The following is a 15,238-nucleotide window of genomic DNA, read 5'->3' on the forward strand; positions in this document are numbered from 1 at the left end:
GAAATAGACCATGGCTGGAGCCGCCATCAGCGGTCCGATTACGGACCGCATCCTGCGCGTCGTCGAACCGATCGTCTACACGCGACGCCACCTCACGCACGCGATCCTGCTGATCCTCACGGCGTTCTTCCTGGTGCAGACCGCACGCCTGCAGCCGGATGCCGGCTACCTGAAGGCGGTACCGCTGAACCACCCATACATGCAGAAGTTCCGCGAGTACTACCGCGACTTCGGCGGCGCCAACACCGTGTTGTTCTCGCTGATCCAGGAAGACGGCGACATCTACAACCCCGAGTTCATGAACACGCTGCAGCGGGCGACCGACGACGTGTTCTTTACCCCAGGCGTCGATCGTGCGCGCGTGATGTCGCTGTTCACGCCCAACGTCAACTATGTCGAGAACGTCGAGGGCGGTCTGGCCGGCGCAACCGTGATCCCGCCGGACTACCAACCGACGCCGGAGATGCTGGAGAAGGTGCGCTCCAACGTCGCCAAGGCGCAGGTCATCGGCCGCCTGGTCACCAACGACCAGCGCGGCGCGATGATCATGACCGAGTTGCTGGAGATCGATCCGACCACCGGCGAGAAGCTCGACTACCGCGCCGTCGGCGCCTATCTCGAAAAGCTGCGCGAGAAGTACGAGAAGGACGGCATCACCGTCCAGATCATCGGCTTCGCCAAAATCGTCGACGACATGACCAAGGCCTCGCTCGAGGTCGCCGGCTTCTTCTTCCTCGCGCTGATCATCACCGGATTGCTGCTGTGGCTCTACTGCGGCTCGTTCAAGCTCGGCATGATTCCGCTGGCCTCCTCGGTCGTCGCGGTGATCTGGGAGATGGGCCTGCTGCGCACGATCGGCTTCGGTCTCGATCCGTTCGCGATCCTCGTGCCGTTCCTGATTCTCGCGGTCTCGGTCAGCCATGGCGTGCAGTACGTCAATGCCTGGGTCGATGAGGTCCACGCCGGCAAGAGCAGTTACGATGCCTCGCTGATCACCTTCCGCCGTCTCGCCATCGCCGGCACCGTCGCGCTGCTGACCGACATCGCCGGCTTCGCGACGATCTATCTGATCGAGATCCAGATCATCCGCGAGATGTCGCTCAACGCCGTGCTCGGCGGCATCGGCATCATCGTCGCCAACAAGCTGTTCGTGCCGATCTGGCTGACGATGATCAGAATCAAGGACGTCGATGCCTTCGTCGAGCGCCAGAACAAGCGCGACGCGGTGCTCGACAAACTCTGGTGGTGGCTCTCCGGCGTCACCCACAAGCCGGTTGCGGTCAGCGTGTTCGTCGTCGCCGCGGGCATCACCGCCTGGTCGTTCTGGGCGGCCAAGGATCTGAAGATCGGCGACGCGATCAAGGGCGTGCCGGAACTGCGCCCGGACTCGCGCTTCAACCAGGACTTCAACGCGATCACCGACAACTACGACATCGCCGTCGACATCTTCAAGGTGATCGCCGAGATGCCACCGAACGGCTGCATCGATTACGAGCAGGTCGAGCAGATCGACCGCTTCGCCTGGCAGCTCGAAAACAATCCCGGCGTACAGTCGACGCTGTCGCTGCTGACCTTTGCCAAGCTGGTTTACCAAGGCCTGTCCGAAGGCCGGCTCAACGCCCTGGTCCTGCCGCGCAACCGCTATGCGCTGGCGCAGGCCACGGCTCTGGTGCCGACGAGTACCGGCCTGCTCAACGACGACTGCGACGCGCTCGCGGTCTACCTGTTCACCAAGGACCACAAGGCCGACACCATCAGCCACATCGTCGACGAGGTGAAGGCCTTCAACGAGGCCAACCGCGCCGACTTCTTCGAGCGCCATCCCGAGGTCACGCCCGAGTACTGCGACGCCAAGTACGCGGCGTTCCGCGCCTACAAGGCGGCCGGCGCGCGCGTGCTCGATGCCGCGACGAGCGGCGATCCCGAGGCGCAGCGCGCTGCAGCGGCCGAACGCGACCGTCTGCTGTCCGAGTACGAGGCGATGGACCTGCCTTGCCCGGTGAACTTCGCGCTGGCCACCGGCAACGTCGGCGTGATGGCGGCGACCAACGAAGTGGTCAAGGACAAGGAGACCGAGGTCGTGCTCTGGGTCTACGTCGTGATCCTGGTGCTGCTGTGGCTGTCGTTCCGCGACTGGCGCGCGATCCTGTGCATCGTGCTGCCGCTGGCGATCGTCTCGCAGCTCGGCTACGGGGTCATGGCGACGCTCGACATCGGCATGAAGGTGGCGACGCTGCCGGTTCTGGCGCTCGCGGTCGGCATCGGCGTGGACTACGGCGTCTACGTCTACGGCGTGCTCGCCAGTGGACTCAAGGCAGGTCAGCCGGTGCGCGAAGCCTATTTCGAAACCCTGCGCGGCACCGGCAAGGCGGTGATCTTCACCGGCGCGACACTCGGCATCTCGGTGCTGACCTGGCTGTGGTCTGAACTGCAGTTCCAGATCGACATGGGCCTTTTGCTGCTGTTCATGTTCACCGCCAACATGCTTGGCGCCATCCTGCTGTTGCCAGCGCTGGCCTCGTTCGTCCACAAACCCGTCAAACCTTAACGCTCCGGTCTCGTCCATGAAAACCTTCCAGAACAAGGTCGCCGCCATCACCGGCGCGGCGTCCGGCATCGGCCGTGCGCTCGCGATCGAACTGGCGCGCCGCGGCTGTCACCTGTCGCTGTCCGACGTGAACACCCAGGCGCTGGAACAGACCGCCGAGGCGGCGCGTGCGCACGGCGTCAAGGTCACCACCGCGGCGCTCGACGTCGCCGACCGCGATGCCATCTATGCCTGGGCCGAGGCGACCCGAGCCGACCACGGTCCGGCGAACCTCGTGTTCAACAACGCCGGTGTCGCGCTCGGCGCCAGCATCGAAGGCGCCAGCGACGAAGACCTGCACTGGATCATGGACATCAACTTCTGGGGCGTGGTCCATGGCACGCGCGCCTTCCTGCCACAGTTGCGCGCCTCCGGCGAAGGCCATGTGATCAACATCTCCAGCGTGTTTGGACTGGTCGCGGTACCGAGCCAGGGCGCCTACAACGCCACCAAGTTCGCCGTGCGCGGCTTCACCGAATGCCTGCGCCAGGAGCTGGAGCTCGCGGGGGCGCCGGTGAGCGCGACCTGCGTGCACCCCGGCGGCATCAAGACCAACATCGCCCGCGCCGCGCGCTACGACAGCGACAGCATGCGGGCGCTGACCGGCCGCGACCCCGACGAAGCCAAGGCGCGTTTCGAAAAGCTGTTCCGCACCAGCGCCGAGAGCGCGGCGAAGACCATCCTGCGCGGCGTCGAGCGCAATGCGCGGCGCGTGCTGATCGGCGCGGATGCGCGCGTCATCGATCTCGCCGTGCGCCTGATGCCCACCGCCTACCAGCGCGTGGTCTCGGGGCTCACGAGACTGTCGATACGGTAGGCAGGCAGCTCCCTCAAGCGCGAATCTTCGAGCCTCGCAACACTCGCTCTGCCCTACTTCTTGGCCTTCTTCTTGGCCTGCGTCATGTGGTCGAGGATCGCCGCGAGGCGGTCCCCCAAGTGGCGCGTCGCCGCGGCCTCCATCGCGCGCGCGACCTCGGCGTGCACCGCCATCTCCACCAGCGGACGCAGGCGCCAGATGATCTCACCGAGCCGCGGCACTTCCTCGGCCGGCGGCAGGCCTTTGCCGAAGCGGTCGAACAGGTGCTGCTCGACGAGCTGCACCATGCGGTCCGCCGCCAGCTCGACATTACCGCGCAGTTGCGCGACCACGTCGAGCATCTCGTCGAGCGGAATGCCGGCCTTCACCAGCTCGGCGCCGGCCTGGATCATGCGCGGACTCGGCGCGCGAAAGCGCGCGCCCTCGGGGACGAGGATGCCCAGCTCGGCGGCCTTGACCAGCCACGGCAGCTTGAAGCTGCCCCCGAACAGCTTGACCAGCTCAGTCAGCGAATAGAGCTTGGGCGTCTCGTCGGTCCACGGACTCGACACTGCCGATTCCAGCCCGAGCAGGCCGGCGAGATCCGAGCCGCGTTCCCAGGCTTCGAGCAGCTCGCCGATACTGCTCAGCGTGTAGCCGCGCTCCAGCATCTGGCCGATGATGCGCAGCCGCGACAGATGGGATTCGTTGTAGACACCGATGCGTCCGCGTCGCTCCGGCGGCGGAATCAGGCCGCGGTCCTGGTAGGCGCGCACGTTGCGCACCGTGGTCCGCGCGGCGCGCGCCAGGTCCTCGACGCTGTACTCGGCGGACCGGCGCGGCTCGTCCGCCTTGGTCACGAGCGGCGCGCTGTCCGTCGTCCTGCGTGTCTTTGGGGCTGCCATGGCGGTCGATGATAGCCCGAAGGCCGACCGCCGCGGCTCGCGCGGCTACTTCAGCTCCGCCGAGGTCTTGCCGAGCAGGCGCCGGGCGATGATGAGCTGCTGGATCTGCTGGGTGCCCTCGAAGATGTCGAGGATCTTGGCATCGCGCGCCCATTTTTCGAGCAGACCGGCGCCGTGCTCGCCCTCGGCGTAGCCGAGCGTGCCGGCCAGCTCGACACACTTGAGCGCGACCTCGACGCAACTGCGCCCGGCCTTGGCCTTGGCCATCGACGCTTGCAGCGAATTGGGTTTGCGATTGTCGGCCATCCACGCCGCCTGCAGCGTGAGCAGGCGCGCTGCCTCGTAGTCCGCTTCGAGACGCCGGTACTCGCTCGCTGCGGCGTGCTGGGCGTAGGCCGGGGCATCGTCATCGAGTTCGATGCCGGCCTGCTCGATCAGCTTGCGCGTCTCTTCGAGGCAGGCACGCGCCAGACCCACGGCCATCGCCGCGACCAGCGGACGCGTGTTGTCGAAGGTCTGCATCACGCCGGCGAAGCCCTTGTCGACGTTGATGGCCGGATCGCCGAGCAGGTTTTCCCTGGGCACGCGCACGTCCTTGAGCACGAAGGCCGCGGTGTCCGAGGCGCGGATGCCGAGTTTGTGTTCGAGACGCACGAGCTCGAAGCCGGGTGTGCCCTTCTCGACGACGAAGGGCTTGATCGCGGCGCGGCCGGCGTTGCGGTCCAGCGTCGCCCAGACCACCACCAGCTCGGCGCGCTCGCCGGCGGTCACATAGATCTTCTCGCCGTTGAGCACGTAGTGATCGCCGTCGAGCCTTGCGGTCGTGCGGATCGCCGCCGAGTCCGAGCCGCAGTGCGGCTCGGTGATCGCCATCGCCGCCCACTTGCCCTTGAAACGTTCGAGCTGCTCGTCGGTGGCGACGCTGGCGATCGCCGAATTGCCGAGGCCCTGACGCGGCATGGTCAACAGAAAGCCGACGTCGCCCCAGCACAGCTCCATCGTGCCGAGCACGGTCGCGAGATTGCTGCCATTGCGGTTGCCTTCGTCCTCGCCGCCGTTGCGGCGCACGCCGGCGGCGCCGGCACCACCGCCCCCGCCCCCCGCGTTCATGCCGTCGAGCAGCGCGCCGAGCATGTCGAGTTCCTTCGGATACACGTGCTCGGCGCGGTCGTAGCGGCGCGAGTTGGGCCGGAACAGCTCGGTGGCGACCTGATGCGCCTGCTCGACGAGCCTGCGGAACTTCTTCGGCGTTTCGAGGTTGATCATCGGCTGCACCCTTAAATCAGCACCACGCCTTCCATCACCGCCGCCGCGCGCAGGTCGCGGTACCAGCGCTCGACCGGGTGCTCCTTGACGAAGCCGTGGCCGCCGAGCAGTTGCACCGCGTCCGAGCCGATGCGCATGCCCTTGTCGGCGCACAGGCGGCGCGCGATCGCGGTCGCGCGGGCGAAGTCCAGACCCTGCTCGGCGCGACTCGCGGCGCGCCAGGTGGCCAGGCGCATGCCTTCGAGCTCGATGGCGATGTCGGCGACCGCGAACGCCACCGACTGGCGATGGCTGATCGGCTCGCCGAAGGCGACGCGCTCGTTGACGTAGGGAATCACGTGGTCCAGTGCAGCCTGCGCGGTGCCGACCGCGAGCGCGCACCAGCCGAGGCGGGCAAGACGAATGCAGTCGCGGTAGATCGTCGGATCGCCCCCGCCGAGCAGGGCTGCGCTCGGCAGCTTCACGGCGTCGAACTCGACGCGCATCGTCGATGCCGCGCGCAAACCCATCGCCGGCTCGGCCGCGTAGCGCAGCTTGGCGCCGGCGGCCTCGACCAGGAACAGGGCCGGTCGCGGCTGCGGCGCACCATCGTCGAGCGCCGCGGCGACGATCAAGAGCTCGGCCTGATCGGCGCGCGGCACCAGCGACTTGACGCCGTCGAGCACGAAGCCCTCGGCGGTGCATCGCGCGCGCAGCTGCGGCTTGAGGGGATCAAACAATGGCTGCGGCTCGTTGACCGCGAGCGCTGCGACCGGCGCGTGTTCACCGGCGAAGGCCGGCAGATAGGCCGACTGCTGCGCCTCATCGCCCCAGAGCACCAGCGCGGTCGACACCGCCGACGGCGCGAGTCCGGCGACCGCAAGGCCCATGTCGCCATAGGCGAGCGCCTCGTGAATCAGCACCTGCGTGACCGCCGAACGCTCGCTGCCGACGCCGCTGAAGGCTTCGGGGATCGACATCGCGGCGATGCCCAGCTCGTTGATGCCGGCCAGCACCTCCAGCGGCGCCGCACCGGCGGCATCGGCCGCCGCTGCGGCGCTGCGCAGCGTCTCGCGCGCAAAGCTCGCCGCCGCGTCGCGCAGCATCGCTTGCTCCTCGGTGGGCGTCAGGTCGAACAGGCCGCTCGACGATCCGCGCGCGAGACGCGCCGGCTTGAGCAGCTTCTGCGTCGCGCCAAGTCCGCGCGCCAGCGAGCCGGCGCCGCGAAAGCCGAGGCGGGCGCCATGGTACAGCGCCTTCTCCGCCGGCTTGCGCAGACCGAGCCGGTCGATCAGCGCGAGCCCCGCGAATCGATTCAGTGCCCGCAAGCCAAGTCCCATCGTTTTGCCGCCGATGCCCATGGGCGCCTCCGTGGTGGGCGTGTCAGATCAAGGCGTCGCGCGTCTGTTCGAGGAAGATGTCGACCAGGCGCGTGAACGTGCCCTGGATGAAGGGCGGCGCCACCAGGCGGTACATCAGCGGCACCGGCACGTCGCGCAGCTCGCCTTTGACGTCGAACGACAGGCGCGTGCCCTGGCCGCGCGATGCGAGCTGCATGCGCCCTTCGATGGTCGCGTTGCCGTGCTTGGGCAGCGGCGTCCATTCGAGCAGGCCCTGCTCGGGCTTGACCGTGTAGCGCGCCGCGTAGCGCACCTCATGGGAGATGCCGGCGGTGCGCGAGCCGATCGGCGCCATCTCCCACAGGTAGGCGTTCGGCTCCAGCGCAGTGAGCTTGCGCAGCTTGGGAAAGCGCCGGATCGTGTTCTCGTAGTCGTCGAGCAGCGTACGCACGCGCTCGATCGGCGCATCCACGTCGAGACTGCGCGAAATCTGGATGTTGACCTTCATACCGTTTTGCTTGAACCACGGATGGGTATGCCGCAGAGCTTGGCATCCGCCACGCACGGCAACCTTGGCCGCGAGGGTGGGACACCGGGTCGGTTCGGTCAATCCGGCGCGCTGCATCCGGCGAACGCGCGGACCTGGCGGCGAACCACGCGCCTTTGACGCCGATCCTCCCAACGTGGGATCCGACGGAATCGCTCAGAAACGCAAGGTGCCGTTGCCGATCGCGGCGAACAACTCCGGCGTCAACGGCTCGTAACCGACGCTGCGGTCGCGCAGCACGTAGAGCGGCTCGGCAATCCGGAACGGATCGAAACCCTCCCGCTTGAGGGTGTTCTTGCGGAACTTGAAGGTGCTGGTGGTCTCCTGCTCGCTGCGCAGGCGCAGGAACAGCGGCACCGCGTAGGGTGGCAGTGCCGCGCACAAGTGCTGCGCGAGCCGTTGCAGGGTCTGTGCATCCGGCGGCTGCGCGAAGCACAGCGCGGCCATGCCGGCGCGGCCGTCGGCGTTCGGCACCTGCACGCCGTAGACCACCGCCTGCTCGATGCCGGGAAAGGTGTTGCAAGCCGCTTCGACCTCGGTCGTCGCGACGTTCTCGCCCTTCCAGCGGAAGGTGTCGCCGATACGGTCGGCGAACTGGATATGACGGAACCCCTGGTCGCGCACCAGATCGCCGGTGTTGAACCAGCAGTCGCCCTTCTTGAAGACGTCGCGCAGCAGCTTGGCCTGGCTGGCCTGCTCGTCGGTATAGCCGTCGAAGGGCGCGCGGTCGGTGACCTCGCAGATCAGAAGCCCGATCTCACCGCGCTTGACCTTCTGCATGAAGCCGCGCGCGTCGCGCAGCGGCGCCTCAGAATCGGCATCGAAGGCGACGACCGCGAACGGCAGCGGACAGAAGCCGGCGGTGCGCGAGACATCGAAGCCGTTGACGAAGGCCAGATTGCTCTCGGACGCGCCGTAAAACTCGCTGATGCGCTCGATGCCGAAGCGTTGCTGGAAGGCGTCCCAGATCTCCGGGCGTAGGCCATTGCCGACGATCACGCGCACCGCGTGATCGCGATCGCGCGCATCCGCCGGACGGTTGAGCAGGTAACGGCACAGCTCGCCGATGTAGCAGAAGCTGGTCGCGCCGTGCGCGCGGATCTCGTCCCAGAAGCGCGAGGCGGAGAACTTGCGGCCCAGCGCGAGCGTCGCGCCGGTGCCGAGCACCGCCCCCCAGGACACCGTCAGTGCGTTGTTGTGATACAGCGGCAGGCAGCAGTACAGCACGTCGGCCGGCTTGAGCCGCAGCGCCATCTGGCCGAGGCCGGCCATGCCGCGCATCCAGCGGTAGTGCGTCATCACCGAGGCCTTCGGTAGCCCGGTCGTGCCCGAGGTGAAGATGTAGAAGCACGGATCGCGCAGGCGCACGCGCGCGGTCTGGGGCGGGTTGGTCGGCTCGCCGCCGGCGACGCCGTCGGCGAGGTGCAGCCAGCCGATCGGCGCGCTGCCCTCGCCGACCCAGATCCAGCGCAGGCCGGGCATCTCGTCCGGGGTATAACCGCTCGACGCCAGCGCCGCCATGCATTCCTCGCCGCAGATGATGACGCGCGCGCGGGTGAGCGCAAGGCTGTGCGCGAGCACTTCGCCGCGCTGCTGGTGGTTGATCATGCCGGCGATCGCGCCGAGCTTGACCGTCGCCGCGACACAGGCCAGCACCTCGGGGCGGTTCTCCATCAGGATCGCGACGCTGTCGCCGGCGCGCACGCCCTGCTGGCGTAGCATGCTAGCGATGCGATTGGCCCAGGCGTTGAACTCAGAATAGGTCCAGACGCGTTCCTCGAAGCGCAACGCCGGATGCCGCGGCTGCGACGCCGCGAGCTTTTCCAGCACGCGGCCGATCGAGTGTCGATGATCCGGTTTGAGCCAAATCAGGTTGAACAGGCCACGGTTGACCGTCAGCGCATCGGGCAAGCTGTGGACGGCGCCGCGCACGAGGTCGCGGAAACGGATGACGTCTGCGGTGGGGGAAGAACTCATCGGGCGTCGAACGTAACGGGCCGGACCGCTACTGTTCCGCAGCGCCGCGCAATCGGCAATCGCTGGCGCGACAACGCGCCGTGGCGATCCTATGCCAAGCGTGCGAACGCCGGCTCGCCGCCGACGCCGGTTATGCGCCGGCGCAGCCAGGTGGTGAAGTCCTCGCGCAGGAGCGAGTCGCGGCGACCCAGTCGGGCCTCGTGCTCGGCGACGGCGAGCACCTGCTGCAGCACGTCGTCGACCAGCGCGTCCGGCTGCCGCGCGCCGGCGTGGGTCAGCTCCGAGCGCAGCATCAGCCGCACCGGGCCGATCAGCTCGCCGAGCGGATGGCCGTCGCGGGTCAGCGCCAACCAGCGCAGATGCCGTCCCGCGCCCAGATCGAGCGCGGCATACCAGAACACCTCGATCGCCAGCTCCAGCCGCTGCACGCCGGGCGGCATGCCGGTGGTCACGCGCAACAGCCGGCCGCGCAAGGTTTCGAGGAAGGCGCGCGGGTGAAACGGCCAGATCGATTCGACGGGGACTGCGTGACCCACGAGCCTGCAACCTCCAACGGGGGCGTTGGCGCTCTCGGGCCTGCGTCCCGCAAGACCCGGAGGGCAAACCTTGGTGTCGGACCCCGGCATCCCTGCCTCCGGCGCGAGCGTCGGAGCCGACGCTGTGGTTCATACCCCGGCGACCGGCCGGCCGTGGCCGCGGCGCGATCAAGGGCCGATGCGGCAAGACGAGCGGACACGCTCGCGTCGCGCGGGCTAGGATGGGCGACCCCGTTGCCGATTGCTTCCACGATGTCACGCCCAGCCCCAGCGCCCTGCTTCGTCGTCATCGCCCTGACCCTGAGCCTCGGTGCCTGCGGGGATTCGGCGCCGCCGGGCGGCCTCGGCAGCGCGCGCAGCGTCGCCGACGTCGAGCGCGCCGCGTGCACGCTTTCCAGCCCCTACCTTCAGGTCGGCGCCGGCATCGACGCACCGGGACGCCGGCTCGCAGTGGAACCCGGCAACGTCGGCCGCGCCGGCGGCGCTTGCGCCGACAACCGCGCCTTCCGCTTCGGCTCGGGCCTGTACGACATCACCGGCCCGGTCGCGAACACCAGTGGCATGGGCTGGGAGGACCCGACGCAGGTGTTCCGCGGCCTGTACACGCGCCAATACGCGCGCGCCTTCGCGATCGCCTCGCCGTGCAACGGCAAGCGCGTGCTGTTCGTGTCGACCGACACCGGGCAGATGTTCGGTGCCGTGCGCCTGGGCGTGCTCGACCAGATCGCCGCCGATCCAGCATTGGCGCCGCACTACGGGCCAGACAATCTGATGCTGTCGGCGACGCACACGCACCAGGGCCCGGCCGGCTACTCGCATTACGAGGCCTTCAACTTCCTGCACTTCGGTTTCGATCCGCTCGTGCTCGACACCATCGTCGATGGCATCGTCGGCGCGATCCGCCTCGCCCATGCGAACCTCGAAGCGCATCCGCAGACGGCGCCGATCGAGCTGGCGATCGGCGAGCTGCTCAACACCAACATCAATCGCTCGCGGATCGCCTTCGAGCAGAACCCCGAGGCCGAGCGCCTGGAGTTCACCGACACGCGCGGCGAGATCGTCGACACCAACAAGCGCTTCGTGCAGCTCAACCTGGTGCGCGAGAACGGCAGCGGCGTCGGCGTGATCAACTGGTTCGGCGTGCACCCGACCATCCTTGGCCCGGAGCTGGATCTGGTCGGCGCGGACCACAAGGGCGAGGCCTCGCTCGGCTTCGAACGCATCATGCGCACCGATTACGACGCCGAGCCCGGCGCCGACAACTTCGTCGCCGCGTTCGCGCAGACCGACGAGGGCGATGCCTCACCCAACCTCTTCATCCTCGAACGCCCGCATCCGGACCCGACGCGCGGCGGCGGCGCCGATCCCTACGAGTCGAGCAGCATCGCCGCAGCCAAACAGCTCGCCAAGAGTCTGGAGCTGTACACGCAGGGCGGCACACCGCTGCGCGGCCCGGTCGACTACCGGTTGATGCACGTGCAGATGGACGCGATCGAGGTCACCGACCCGGCGGTGCTCGCGAGCCTTGCGCATCCGCCCGAGCTCGATGCTGCGATCAAGCGCACCTGCCTGGGCGTGCTCGGCCCCTCGTTCGCCGCGGGCGCCGAGGACGGACCCGGCTTCACCGTCGAGGGCCTGAACTGCGGTGACGATCCGGCGCTGCTCGACGCGGCGCAGGCCGACATCGTCGATGCGCTCGGCGGCCACATCCCCGGCGAGCTGCTGTCGCAGGCGGTGTTCTGCAACATCGATGCGCTGCCGCTGCTCGATCTTTCCTGTCACGCCGAAAAACCGATCCTGATTCCGGTCGGACCGCCGGCCTCGGTGGAGCCGAACATCGTGCCGTTCCAGATCTTGCGCATCGGCAATCTCGCGATCCTCGGCGTGCCCTGGGAAGTGACCACGATGGCGGCGCGGCGGCTGCAGAAGACGCTGTTCGAAGTGCTCGCGCCGGTCGGCATCGACACCATCGTCGTCGCCGGCCTGGTCAACGAGTTCGCGCACTACCTCACCACGCGCGAGGAGTACGCCGTGCAGCAGTACGAGGGCGCCTCGACGCTGTATGGCCCGTGGACGCTCGCCGCGGTGCAGCAGGAATCCCGGCGCCTCGCCCAGACCCTCGCTGCGGGCACGCCGGCGCCAGAAGGGCCGGCGTATGTCGATCGCGTGCCGCTGCTGCGCCGCCCGCCGTATGTGCCCTCGGATCTACCAGGCGCGACGGCGGACTTCGGTGACGTCATCACCGACGTGCCCGCGACCGCGGCACCCGGCGAGGTCGTCCGCTTCGAGATCCAGGGCGGACATCCGCGCAACGACCTCAAGCTGCAGTCCAGCTATGTCTACGCCGAGCGCCTGGTCGGTGCGGACGAATGGCAGGTCGTCGCTCAGGACCGCGACCCCGAGCTGCGCTTCGTCTGGAAGCCGCTGATTCCCTCGCCGCTGCCGATCGACACCGCGCCGATCGGCCCGTCGACGGTCGAAGCGGTGTGGACCATCCCGCGCAACACCGAGCCCGGCACCTATCGCCTGCGCATCCAGGGCCGGGCGCAGACGCTGCCGCTGCCGGCCCAGGACTACGAAGGCATATCGAGCCCCTTCGTCGTCACCGGGGCGGCGGATCGGTGCCACATCTGAGCACGGCCTGCCGCTGGCGCGCATCAGACCTTCGCGGATATTACGCTCACCCGCACCGCCCTATCCCAGCGATGACCCTACCCGTCCGCCGTTTCTGCGCACTGCTGCTGATCGTCGCGCTCGTACCGGCGAGCGCAAACGACCGTTTGCTGCTGGCCACCGCTGCGAACTTCAAGCCGGCGATGGAAGAACTCGCCGCGGCCTTCCGCGCGCAGCACCCCGACGTCAGCATCGAGCCGGTCTATGCGTCCACCGGCAAGCTGGCCGCGCAGATCCGCAAAGGCGCGCCTTTCGACCTGTTCTTCGCCGCCGACATGCAAACGCCGCAGGAGCTGGTCCAAGAAGGCCTCGCGGCGGCGCCGGTGCGCGTCTATGCGCGCGGCCGTCTGGTGATCTGGCGCGCGGCCGGAGATGCCGCGTCGCTGGCGCTCGCGGACCTCGCCGATCCGCGCTTCACGCGCATCGCCATCGCCAATCCGCGCCACGCGCCCTACGGCGCGCGCGCGGTCGAGGCGCTCACGGCGGCCGGCGTCTGGACCCTCGTGCAGCCGCGGCTGGTCTATGGCGAGAACATCGGCCAGACCGCGCAGTTCGTGCACAGCGGCAATGCGCAGGTCGGCATCATCGCGCTGTCGCAGGCACGCGAACCGGAACTGGCGCAGCGCGGCAGCTACGCCCTGATCGACGATGCGCTCCATGCGCCGCTGGATCAGGGCTATGTGGTCATGCGGCGCGCAGCGGATCGACCGGCGGCGGCGAGGTTCACCGCGCTGCTCGCGACTGTCGCGGCGCGGCGCATCATCGAGCGCCACGGCTACACCGTGCCGCCCGCAGCGCTCGAGTAGCGGATGTTCTCCGAGGCTGACTGGATCGCGCTGCGCCTGACGCTGCAACTCGCGGCCATCGTCACCCTGCTGCTCTTGGTCCTGGCGACGCCGCTGGCCTGGTGGCTTGCCCGCACGCGCTCGTGGTGGAGCCGGCCGGTCGCTGCGCTGGTCGCGCTGCCGCTGGTGCTCCCGCCGACGGTGCTCGGCTTCTATCTGCTGGTCGCGCTCGGGCCCGAGGGCCCGCTCGGCCGGATCACTGAGGCACTGGGCCTCGGCCTTTTGCCCTTCACGTTTCCGGGTCTGGTCGTCGCCTCGCTGATCTACTCGTTGCCCTTCGTCGTGCAGCCGCTGCGCGCCGCCTTCGAAGGCATCGACGAGGCCACGCTCGAGGAGGCGGCGGCGCTCGGCGCCGGCGCCCTGGACCGTTTCTTCTCCGTCGTGCTGCCGCTGTCCCGGCACGGGATCGCGGCCGGCGGCGTACTCGGCTTCGTCCACACCATCGGCGAGTTCGGCGTGGTCTTGATGATCGGCGGCAGCATTCCCGGCGAAACGCGCGTGGTCTCGGTGCAGATCTACGATCACGTCGAGGCCTTCGACTACGCCCAGGCGCATGGTCTGTCCGCATTGCTGCTGGCGCTGTCGTTCGGTGCGTTGCTGCTGCTGTACACCCTCAACCCGCGGCTGCGCAGCGTCTGATGGACGGTATCCGCGCTCGCCTGATCCAGGTCCGCCCCGGCTTCACGCTCGACGTGGCGCTCACCCTGCCCGGACGCGGCGTCAGCGCGCTGTTCGGCCCCTCCGGCTCCGGCAAGACGAGCTGCTTGCGCGCACTCGCCGGACTCGACCGCTTGCCGACCGCCAGCGTCTGGGTGAACGGCGCGTGCTGGCAGGACAGCGACGCCGACGTGTTCGTGCCGGTCGAGCGGCGGCGCATCGGCTACGTCAGCCAGCAGGCGGTGCTGTTCCCGCACCTTGGCGTGCGCGCAAATCTCGACTACGGCTGGCGCCGCCGCGGCCGCCCACAGTCAGTGCGCCTCGACGACATCGTCGCGCTGCTCGGCATCGGCCATCTGCTCGAGCGCCGGCCGGACACACTGTCCGGCGGCGAGCGCCAGCGTGTGGCCATCGCCCGCGCGCTGCTCGCCGATCCGCAGTTGCTGCTGATGGACGAGCCGCTGTCCGCGCTCGATGCCGCGCGCAAAGAGGAGGTGCTGCCCTACCTCGAAGGCCTGCACGCGACGCTGGCGATTCCGGCGATCTACGTCAGCCACGCCTTCGACGAGGTCGCGCGCCTGGCCGACCATCTGGTCGTGCTCGAACACGGCCGCGTGCGCGCCGCCGGGCCGCTGCCCGAGGTGGCCGCGCGGCTCGACATCGCCGGCGGCTTCGGCGACGCCGCGGCCGTGGTCTTCGACGCCCGCGTCGAAGCGCACGACGCCGCCGATCATCTGACGCGGCTGCGCTTTGCCGGCGGCACGCTCGACGTGCCGCTGCGCCGCGAGCCGGTCGGCGCGACGCTGCGCTGCCGCGTGCATGCGCGCGACGTCAGCCTGACGACGCAGCCGCCGCAGGCCACGAGCATCCTCAACGTCATCGCCGCCGTCGTCGTCGAGCGGCTCGACCTGCCCGGCGGCGCCCAGTGTCTGGTGCGCGTCGACGCCGGCGGCACGCCGCTGCTCGCACGTATCACCGCGCGCTCGTGGCGCCAGCTCGGACTCGAACCCGGACGAGCGGTGTGGGCGCAAGTGAAGGCGGCAGCGCTGCTCGGCTAAGCGCGACGCGGCGGCGCCGGAGCGTGCGCAGCGGCGGACGGCATCGGCCAGCACGGACCGGGCCTCCGGTCA

The 15,238-nt window shown here is 68.9% G+C and carries 12 protein-coding genes; 6 read left to right on the forward strand and 6 right to left on the reverse strand.

Features of this window, described 5'->3' with window-relative positions; translation table 11 throughout:
- Window positions 1–10 precede the first annotated feature (10 nt).
- Entirely contained in the window at window positions 11–2,548 is a 2,538-nt protein-coding gene (locus tag ABSH63_RS06955) for an efflux RND transporter permease subunit (protein ID WP_352888570.1), read from the forward strand.
- Window positions 2,549–2,564: 16 nt separating this feature from the next.
- Window positions 2,565–3,404 carry an SDR family NAD(P)-dependent oxidoreductase gene (locus tag ABSH63_RS06960; protein WP_352888572.1) on the forward strand — a complete coding sequence of 280 codons (840 nt, stop codon included), beginning with the start codon at window positions 2,565–2,567 and terminating at the stop codon, window positions 3,402–3,404.
- Between the two features lie 53 nt (window positions 3,405–3,457).
- On the opposite strand, the gene ABSH63_RS06965 is transcribed toward ABSH63_RS06960, so the two are convergent.
- The 6 genes from ABSH63_RS06965 to ABSH63_RS06990 all read right to left on the reverse strand — a co-directional run bounded on the left by ABSH63_RS06965 (window position 3,458) and on the right by ABSH63_RS06990 (window position 9,933).
- The gene (locus ABSH63_RS06965; protein ID WP_352888573.1) at window positions 3,458–4,243 is read right to left on the reverse strand and encodes a MerR family transcriptional regulator; all 786 of its coding nucleotides are present in this window, start codon (window positions 4,241–4,243) and stop codon (window positions 3,458–3,460) included.
- A gap of 90 nt (window positions 4,244–4,333) precedes the next feature.
- Window positions 4,334–5,554 carry an acyl-CoA dehydrogenase family protein gene (locus tag ABSH63_RS06970; RefSeq protein ID WP_352888575.1) on the reverse strand — a complete coding sequence of 407 codons (1,221 nt, stop codon included), beginning with the start codon at window positions 5,552–5,554 and terminating at the stop codon, window positions 4,334–4,336.
- Window positions 5,555–5,565: 11 nt separating this feature from the next.
- Window positions 5,566–6,873: an acyl-CoA dehydrogenase family protein gene (locus tag ABSH63_RS06975; protein WP_352888738.1), complete on the reverse strand. Its 1,308-nt coding sequence runs from the start codon at window positions 6,871–6,873 to the stop codon at window positions 5,566–5,568.
- A 43-nt stretch (window positions 6,874–6,916) separates the two neighbouring features.
- Window positions 6,917–7,381 (reverse strand): SRPBCC family protein, encoded by a 465-nt coding sequence (locus ABSH63_RS06980; protein WP_352888576.1) that lies wholly within the window; start codon window positions 7,379–7,381, stop codon window positions 6,917–6,919.
- 195 nt (window positions 7,382–7,576) lie between these two features.
- Window positions 7,577–9,397: a long-chain-acyl-CoA synthetase gene (locus ABSH63_RS06985; RefSeq protein WP_352888577.1), complete on the reverse strand. Its 1,821-nt coding sequence runs from the start codon at window positions 9,395–9,397 to the stop codon at window positions 7,577–7,579.
- 89 nt (window positions 9,398–9,486) lie between these two features.
- A complete protein-coding gene (locus ABSH63_RS06990) occupies window positions 9,487–9,933 on the reverse strand; it encodes a hypothetical protein (protein ID WP_352888579.1) in 447 nt (148 codons plus the stop codon).
- 252 nt (window positions 9,934–10,185) lie between these two features.
- On the opposite strand from ABSH63_RS06990, the gene ABSH63_RS06995 reads away from it, so the two are divergent.
- The 4 genes from ABSH63_RS06995 to modC all read left to right on the forward strand — a co-directional run bounded on the left by ABSH63_RS06995 (window position 10,186) and on the right by modC (window position 15,166).
- The gene (locus tag ABSH63_RS06995; RefSeq protein WP_352888581.1) at window positions 10,186–12,567 is read left to right on the forward strand and encodes a neutral/alkaline non-lysosomal ceramidase N-terminal domain-containing protein; all 2,382 of its coding nucleotides are present in this window, start codon (window positions 10,186–10,188) and stop codon (window positions 12,565–12,567) included.
- Between the two features lie 71 nt (window positions 12,568–12,638).
- Window positions 12,639–13,412, forward strand: coding sequence for a molybdate ABC transporter substrate-binding protein (modA, locus tag ABSH63_RS07000; RefSeq protein WP_352888582.1), 774 nt, complete (start codon window positions 12,639–12,641; stop codon window positions 13,410–13,412).
- A 3-nt stretch (window positions 13,413–13,415) separates the two neighbouring features.
- Entirely contained in the window at window positions 13,416–14,090 is a 675-nt protein-coding gene (gene modB, locus ABSH63_RS07005) for a molybdate ABC transporter permease subunit (RefSeq protein ID WP_352888583.1), read from the forward strand.
- Window positions 14,090–15,166, forward strand: coding sequence for a molybdenum ABC transporter ATP-binding protein (gene modC / locus ABSH63_RS07010; protein ID WP_352888584.1), 1,077 nt, complete (start codon window positions 14,090–14,092; stop codon window positions 15,164–15,166). Before modB ends, modC begins: the two co-directional genes overlap by 1 nt.
- Window positions 15,167–15,238: the final 72 nt, after the last annotated feature.

The organism is Sinimarinibacterium thermocellulolyticum, from assembly GCF_040327995.1.
In the GTDB taxonomy this organism is placed as follows: domain Bacteria; phylum Pseudomonadota; class Gammaproteobacteria; order Nevskiales; family Nevskiaceae; genus Solimonas; species Solimonas thermocellulolyticum.

Bases quoted from the DNA above. Each gene is read 5' to 3' on its own strand.
- ABSH63_RS06960 (WP_352888572.1), top strand. From the start codon at position 2,565: ATGAAAACCTTCCAGAACAAGGTCGCCGCCATCACCGGCGCGGCGTCC.
- ABSH63_RS06980 (WP_352888576.1), bottom strand. From the start codon at position 7,381: ATGAAGGTCAACATCCAGATTTCGCGCAGTCTCGACGTGGATGCGCCG.
- ABSH63_RS06985 (WP_352888577.1), bottom strand. From the start codon at position 9,397: ATGAGTTCTTCCCCCACCGCAGACGTCATCCGTTTCCGCGACCTCGTG.
- ABSH63_RS06970 (WP_352888575.1), bottom strand. From the start codon at position 5,554: ATGATCAACCTCGAAACGCCGAAGAAGTTCCGCAGGCTCGTCGAGCAG.
- ABSH63_RS06975 (WP_352888738.1), bottom strand. From the start codon at position 6,873: ATGGGACTTGGCTTGCGGGCACTGAATCGATTCGCGGGGCTCGCGCTG.
- modA (WP_352888582.1), top strand. From the start codon at position 12,639: ATGACCCTACCCGTCCGCCGTTTCTGCGCACTGCTGCTGATCGTCGCG.
- modC (WP_352888584.1), top strand. From the start codon at position 14,090: ATGGACGGTATCCGCGCTCGCCTGATCCAGGTCCGCCCCGGCTTCACG.
- ABSH63_RS06955 (WP_352888570.1), top strand. From the start codon at position 11: ATGGCTGGAGCCGCCATCAGCGGTCCGATTACGGACCGCATCCTGCGC.
- ABSH63_RS06995 (WP_352888581.1), top strand. From the start codon at position 10,186: ATGTCACGCCCAGCCCCAGCGCCCTGCTTCGTCGTCATCGCCCTGACC.
- modB (WP_352888583.1), top strand. From the start codon at position 13,416: ATGTTCTCCGAGGCTGACTGGATCGCGCTGCGCCTGACGCTGCAACTC.